Below are 7136 nucleotides of genomic sequence, written 5' to 3'. Positions count from 1 at the left end.
CGCGGTCCCCCTCCCCCGTGTCGCACGGGGGAGGCTTTTCATTACGGCATAAACAGTACCATTTTTTACGCATGAAAAAGCCGCCCCTATGGGCGGCTCATACAGTCGAGTTGGTGGAGATGAGGAGAATCGAACTCCTGTCCGAAGATAATACTACATGGATTTCTCCGAGCGCAGTCTGTGTTTTGCTTTAGGTGCGACGCCGCCCGCAGACAGGCTGTGACGTGCCGATCACGATGGTGTTCCCGTGAGAGTTATCGTGCGATGGCTCTCAGGTATCCCGCAGTTGACCCCTGTATCCCTCCGTGCGGGAGGCAGATGGAAAGGGGCTGGCTTAAGCCGCCAGAGCGTAGTCTTCGTTTGCTTTTATGTTTAAATAAAAGTTTCACCTTACTAACGGGTTGATGACCCCCCGGCTCGCTGTCCACATACTACCCATCCCCGTCGAGACCATTACATCCCCGATAATGGGAGGAATCGCTGATAAAATGAAGTCGGTCAGATTGGTGCAGATTTTTTATCCTGTCAAGGAAACAAACCGGACGCATAGCAAGAGCTATGTGGAGGATTTGTTGACAAAGACAGGAGGAAAAAGATGTGCCAAGATGTCCGTGCTGAATTTATCAGTGCTTCCGAGAGCATATGCGCTTATCCATATCATATCAGAAGGCAGGTGTTCTGTCAAATTGTGTTTTTCCTTGCAAGATGGAAAAAATTTTAGTATCATGTAAATGTATGAGTCTATGTCAGTGTCCTGGGAGGATATGACTTGCAAAAAGAGAGAACGCTGGCTGCGCGTGTGGTCTACGATGGCATCGGGCTGCACTCGGGAAAGCCGGTACATATGGAACTCGCTCCGGCGGCGCCGGGGTCGGGCATACTGTTCGCGCGCTCCGATCTGCCCGAGGCTGTGCCCGTCCCTGCGACGGCGGCACATGTGACGGCGACGCTGCGCGCAACAACGATCGGTGCGGGCTCGCTGAAGTTCTTTACGATTGAGCATCTGATGAGCGCCCTGCACGTGCAGGGCGTGGACAACTGCCTCGTCCTGCTCGATGCGGAGGAGCCGCCCGTGGTGGACGGCAGTGCACGCACGTTCTTCCGCCTGATTGCGGAGGCAGGCACGGTGGAGCAGGATGCAGAGCGGCGGGTGACGGTGATTGACCGCATCTATCGCGTGGACGACGGCAGTCACTTCATCATGGCTCTGCCCTATGACAGGCTGCGCGTCTCGTTCACGTCGCTGAACGATCATCCGCTGATCGGCGTGCAGTACTACGATCTCGAGGTCACGCCCGAGGCGTATGAGAAGGAGATTGCGCCCGCGCGGACGATCGCCTATGAGAAGGAGGTCGCAGCGCTGCAGGCGAACGGACTCGGTCTCGGCGGCTCGCTCGAGACGGTGATCGTCTACAACGATGAGGGATGGATGAATCCGCTGAACTTCCCGAACGAGCTCGTGCGGCATAAGATCCTCGATGTACTCGGGGATCTGCGCCTCGCGGGCATGATTCGCGGTCATATCATAGCAGTTGCGTCGGGGCACGCACTCAATACGGCGCTGGCGAAACAGATTGCAGAGGAGAGGGAATAGCATGACTTTGGACATCAATGAGATTCAGCAGATTCTGCCGCATCGCCCGCCGATGCTGCTTGTGGATCGGATCACGGAGCTTGTGCCGTTCAAATCGGCGACGGGCATCAAGTGTGTGACGATGAACGAGCCGTTCTTCCTCGGGCACTTCCCAGGACATCCGATCATGCCCGGCGTCCTTCTCCTCGAGGGGATGGCGCAAGTGGGCGGCGTCACCATGCTTTACCCCGAGGAACATCGCGGCAAGATCGCGCTCTTCGGCGGAATGGAGAATGTGAAGTTCAAGCGCCCAGTCGTGCCCGGCGATGTCGTCGTGACGAAGGCGGAGCTCGTGCGCGTGCGCGGTGTCTTCGGTGTGCTGCACGCGGATGCCTATGTCGAGGATGAACTCGTTGCCTCGGCGGATTTCAAATTCGCGCTGAAAAACGGGGATGAGCTCTAAAAACTGAGCTATAAATGCAGGAAAACCGGACATAATCCACAGATAAACAGGATTATTCGGCGAATGCGGCTGATTTTCCGAGGTGAATACACAGCCTTCCTGCCGGATGATAAGAGAGAGTGGAAAATGTCTGCCCTGAATTCGTTTGGGGCTGAAGGAGTTGAAATAGATGACAGGCAGCAGCAAGGTTCTTGCCTATATCCATGAGACTGCAGTCGTTGCGCCGACAGCGCGCATCGCGAAGAACGTGGAGATCGGCCCCTATGCGGTCATCTCAGATCATGTCCAGATCGGCGAGGGGACGAAGATCGGCCCGCACGTTGTGATCAAGGAGTGGACCCAGATCGGCCGTGACTGCCATATATTCCAGGGCGCATCCATCGGTGAGGTGCCGCAGGATCTGAAGTTCAAGGGCGAGAAGAGCTATACGTTCATCGGTGACCGCACGACGATCCGCGAGTGCGCGACCGTGCACCGCGCGACGGGCGAGGGGGAGGAGACGCGCATCGGCGACGATTGCCTGCTCATGGCGTATACGCACATCGCGCACAACTGCATACTCGGCAACCGCATCATCATGAGCAATGCGGCGATGCTCGCGGGGCACGCCATCGTTGAGGACGGCGTGGTCATCGGCGGCATGGCGGGCGTCCATCAGTTTGTGAAGATCGGGCGCAATGCGATGATCGGCGGCACGTCAAAGCTCGTGCAGGATGTTGTGCCGTTCACGATGGTGGACGGGCATCCCGCACGCGCCGTGGGGCTGAATAGTGTCGGCATCTCACGTGCGGGCATTCCCATCGACGTGCGCCGCCGCATCAAACAGGCATATAAGATTCTCTATCGTTCGGGGCTGAACCTCACGCAGGCGATCGCGGTCATCGAGCAGGAGGTGGACTCCTGTGAGGAGATCGATCATCTCCTGCGCTTTCTCCGCAACGCGGAGCGTGGGATCTGCCGCGAACGTCACGAGGATGAGTGAGGGGTAATAATGGAAAAACTGGGTCTGCTCGCGGGTGTCGGACATCTGCCCGCCGCGTGCGCGCGTGCGGCGCGTGCGCAGGGCTTCGAGGTACATGTGATTGCGCTCCTGCCGGACTGCGATCCGGAGCTGAAGGATGCGGCATCGGTCTATCGTGAGATCAGCATCGGCTCGATTGCATCGATTCTTGCGTATTTGCAGCAGGAAGAGATCAAGAAGGTCACGATGATCGGCAAGGTGACGAAGGAACTGCTCTTCACGGGCGCAATCCAGCCCGACGAGATGCTGCGTGGGATGCTCATGCAGCTGCCGAACCAGAACGACGATACAATCATGATGATGTTCGTCGGAGCGCTGATGAAGGTCGGAGTGACCCCGCTCGACCAGACGGCACTCATCCGCCCGCTTATGCCTTCGGCAGGGGTGATGACGAGCCGTCAGCCGACGGACGCCGAGCGTGCGGATATGGAGTATGGACTCCATATGGCACGCGAGATCGGACGTCTCGATGTGGGACAGACTGCCGTTGTGAAGAATCGCGCGGTCATGGCACTCGAGGCAATCGAGGGCACAGATGCCTGCATCCGACGTGGTGGCCAGCTTGCGGGCGACGGCGCGGTCGTTGCAAAGGCGGCGAAGCCGCAGCAGGACAGCCGCTTTGATGTGCCGGCGGTCGGACTTGATACGATCGAGTCTCTGGTTGCAGCAAAGGCGGCGGCACTCGTGATCGAGGCGGACAAGACCCTCTTCATTGACAAGGAGCGCGCGATTGCGCTTGCAGAGGCAAACGGCATTACGATTGCCGCGATGTAAGGCAGAATACTGTGATGTTGGCGCGAGCGTGCGATGCCCCTAAGCGAACCCTAGTGGAGCAAGCGGAAACGAGGGAACGTTCTGCCCCCTGCGGATTTCTTTCGTTCAAGCGAAGCGCGTTTAAGAAGTCCGCAGGTATTTAGGCAGATAAGTGCCCGACCGCTTGCGTAACTAAGCGTTCGCGTGGGACATGCACAGCTGGTATATCAAGGAGGTCTGCCCACTTGAAAATCATGCTTTCGGCGGGGGAGACCTCGGGCGATCTCCACGGGGCAGCGCTCGCGCGTGAGCTGCGCGCGCTCGACCCCGCCGTCAGCCTCATCGGCTTCGGCGGTGCGGAGATGGCAGCGGCGGGCGTTGTCCTCCGTCAGAACTATACAGACTACAACGTCATGGGGATCTCGGCGGTTCTCTTGAATCTCCGACGCATCTTCGCCCTCCTCGACGACCTCACGCGGCTCATGGAGGAGGAGTGTCCGGATGTGCTTGTCATCATCGACTATCCGGACTTTAACTGGCGGCTCGCGGCGCGGGCGAAAGAGCGGGGCATCCCCGTTTTTTCTTATATTCCGCCTTCTGCGTGGGCGTGGCGCAAGGGGCGGGCAAAGTCCTGTGCCGCACTCGCAGATGAGATTGTCGCGATCTTCCCGCATGAGCTGCCGCCCTATGAGGCGGCGGGGGCGAACATCTCCTTTGTCGGCAATCCGCTGATCGACACGGTGCACGCGGAGATGGGGGCAGAGGAGGCGCGGGATCATTTCGGCATCGGTGCGGACGACATTCCGATTCTGCTCATGCCGGGCAGCCGCCGCGAGGAAATTGAGCGGCTGCTGCCGCCGATGCTCGGTGCGGCGGAGATCCTTGCTGCAAGGGACAGCATGCGGCGATTCTTCCTGCCCGTTGCAGGCGGTGTTGATACAACGCAGATACAGCGACACCTTGCCGCTTCGTCCTTGGAGGTGACGCTCACTCATGACGCGCGCTATGCGCTCATGGGGATCGCGCGCGCAGCGATTGCGGCATCGGGCACCGTCGTCATGGAGGCGGCAATCATGGGGCTGCCCGTCGTCGTCCTCTATCGGATGTCTGTGCTCTCCTATCTCGTCGGGCGGCTACTCGTCGATGTACCGCGCTTCTCCCTGCCGAATATTCTGCTTGGGGAAACGTTTGAAACAGAGCTGCTGCAAGACGAAGTGCAGCCTGAGCGCATCGCCGAGGCGGTGGAGAACATCATCGCGGACGGTGCGGCGCGCGACTATGTGACGGAGCGTCTCGCGCGCGCCGTCGCTGTGCTCGGAGAGCCGAATGCCGCGCGCCGCGTGGCGGAGAAGATTCTTGCGCTTGCGAGAGCCTACGGACGTGAGCCCCACGCGAACGCTTAGTTACGCAAGCGGTCGGGCACTTATATCTGCCTAAATACCTGCGATTCTCAAACGCGCTTCGCTTGAACGGTAGAAATCCGCAGGGGGCAGAACGTGCCCTCGTTTTCGCTTGCTCCACTAGGGTTCGCTTAGGGGCATCACGCCCTGCGCACTCACGTCAAACTGAAATGCAGTAAAAATTTTCCAGTAGGAGAACTATGAAGAATTACACAAGACTGCTTGCCTATATGCGCCCGTACGTGAAGAAATTCGGACTCGCGATCGTGTGCATCATCCTCGCCTCTGCGGCGAACCTCTACGTCCCGTGGATCATCAAGGACATGATCGACGACGTGCTTGCCGACAAGAACATGGCGCTCCTGAACGCCATCTGCATCGGCATCGTCATCATCTTTTTCCTGCGCGGGATTTTTTATTTTGGGCAGTCCTACCTCGTCTCCTACATCGGGCAGAAGGTCATCATCGACGTGCGCGAGGTCATGTTCCGCAAATTCCAGCGCATGCCGCTCGCGTACTATGACCGTCACCAGACGGGCGAGATCATGAGCTACGTCACGAACGATGTTGCGGCGATTCAGTCCGCGCTCGTGGACAACCTCATCGACCTGGTGACGGAGGGGTGCATCCTCATCGGTTCGCTTGCCCTCATGTTCTACCTCGATTGGAAACTCTCCCTCCTGACACTCGTCGTCATCCCTATGGTCGGCCAGGCGATGAAGATCTTCGGGCGCAAAATCAAGAAGTCGAGCACGGTCATCCAACAGCGCCTTGCCGAGATCACGGCGCTGCTACAGGAGAGCTTCTCTGCGACGCGTGTGGTGAAATCCTTTGTGCGTGAGGACTATGAGATTGACCGCTTCGTGCACAGCAATCAGCGCAACTTCGAGGCGGTGATGAAGAACGTCCAGCAGACGAGCATGCTGACGCCGACCGTCGAATTCCTCGCGGCAATTGCCGTCACCTTCATCGTCTGGTTCGGCGGCTATGAGGTCGTCAACGGCGATATCACGGCGGGCGCGTTCGTTGCGTTCCTTACCTATGCCGTCAACCTCGCAAATCCTGTCAAGCGCCTCTCGCGCATCTACGGCAACCTCCAAAAGGCAATGGCTGCGGTCGACCGCGTCTTTTCGATTGTCGATCTCGAGGAGAGCATTACGGATCGCCCGAATGCGCAGCCGCTCCCGCCCGTGGAGGGGCGCGTGCGCTTCGATAACGTGAAATTCTCCTACAAGGAGGGGCGTCCTGCGCTTGACGGCATCTCGCTCGAAGCGGCGCCGGGCGAGATGATCGCCTTTGTCGGCCCCTCGGGCGCGGGCAAGTCGACGATTGCAAACCTTATTCCGCGTTTCTACGAGGTGGACAGCGGCGCGATTACCGTGGACGGGCATGACATCCGTGACGTGACGCTTGCATCCCTGCGCGGGCAGATCGGACTTGTGCCTCAGGAGACGATGCTCTTCTCGACGACCATTCGCGAGAACATCCGCTACGGGCGGCTCGACGCAACGGATGAGGAAATCGAGCAGGCGGCGCGTGCAGCGAACGCGCACAACTTCATCATGGAGCTCGAGCACGGCTACGATACACAGATCGGCGAGCGCGGCGTGAGCATCTCGGGTGGACAGCGTCAGCGCATTGCCATCGCACGCGCGATCCTGAAAGACCCGCGCATCCTCATTCTCGACGAGGCGACCTCTGCGCTCGATACGGAGAGCGAGAAGATCGTGCAGGCGGCGCTCGACAACCTCATGGTTGGGCGCACGAGCTTTGTCATTGCGCACCGCCTCTCGACGGTATTCCATGCTGACCGCATCTATGTCATCGATGCGGGGCGCATTGTGGAGCAGGGAACGCACGAGGAGTTGCTCGCAAAGGGCGGGCTCTATCAGCACCTCTATGATATTCAGTTTCGGGGAGAGTGAG

At 58.9% G+C, this 7136-nt stretch carries 6 protein-coding genes, 1 other RNA gene and 1 pseudogene; 7 read left to right on the top strand and 1 reads right to left on the bottom strand.

The window, feature by feature from the left end; all coding sequences use genetic code 11:
- Positions 1-111: 111 nt before the first annotated feature.
- Positions 112-463: a transfer-messenger RNA gene (gene ssrA, locus HMPREF9163_RS11575) on the bottom strand.
- A gap of 25 nt (positions 464-488) precedes the next feature.
- Here ssrA and HMPREF9163_RS12535 point away from each other — a divergent pair.
- The 7 genes and pseudogenes from HMPREF9163_RS12535 to msbA all read left to right on the top strand — a co-directional run.
- A pseudogene (locus tag HMPREF9163_RS12535) lies at positions 489-635 on the top strand (ABC transporter substrate-binding protein); the annotation flags it as partial.
- Positions 636-769: 134 nt separating this feature from the next.
- The gene (gene lpxC, locus HMPREF9163_RS08375) at positions 770-1594 is read left to right on the top strand and encodes a UDP-3-O-acyl-N-acetylglucosamine deacetylase (protein ID WP_009441305.1); all 825 of its coding nucleotides are present in this window, start codon (positions 770-772) and stop codon (positions 1592-1594) included.
- 1 nt (position 1595) lies between these two features.
- Positions 1596-2036: a 3-hydroxyacyl-ACP dehydratase FabZ gene (fabZ, locus tag HMPREF9163_RS08370; RefSeq protein ID WP_009441304.1), complete on the top strand. Its 441-nt coding sequence runs from the start codon at positions 1596-1598 to the stop codon at positions 2034-2036.
- Positions 2037-2205: 169 nt separating this feature from the next.
- Complete coding sequence (gene lpxA / locus HMPREF9163_RS08365; RefSeq protein ID WP_009441303.1) at positions 2206-3018, top strand: acyl-ACP--UDP-N-acetylglucosamine O-acyltransferase; 813 nt, start codon at positions 2206-2208, stop codon at positions 3016-3018.
- 9 nt (positions 3019-3027) lie between these two features.
- Positions 3028-3831, top strand: coding sequence for an LpxI family protein (locus tag HMPREF9163_RS08360; protein ID WP_009441302.1), 804 nt, complete (start codon positions 3028-3030; stop codon positions 3829-3831).
- Between the two features lie 224 nt (positions 3832-4055).
- Positions 4056-5213, top strand: coding sequence for a lipid-A-disaccharide synthase (lpxB, locus tag HMPREF9163_RS08355; RefSeq protein ID WP_037346682.1), 1158 nt, complete (start codon positions 4056-4058; stop codon positions 5211-5213).
- Between the two features lie 197 nt (positions 5214-5410).
- Positions 5411-7135 carry a lipid A export permease/ATP-binding protein MsbA gene (msbA, locus tag HMPREF9163_RS08350; protein WP_009441300.1) on the top strand — a complete coding sequence of 575 codons (1725 nt, stop codon included), beginning with the start codon at positions 5411-5413 and terminating at the stop codon, positions 7133-7135.
- The last annotated feature ends 1 nt before the right edge of the window (position 7136 follow it).

It is taken from the genome of Selenomonas sp. oral taxon 138 str. F0429, from assembly GCF_000318175.2.
GTDB lineage: Bacteria > Bacillota > Negativicutes > Selenomonadales > Selenomonadaceae > Centipeda > Centipeda timonae.
Note: the sequence above shows the minus strand (reverse complement) of the source record. Positions and strands in the feature narration are given on the sequence as shown.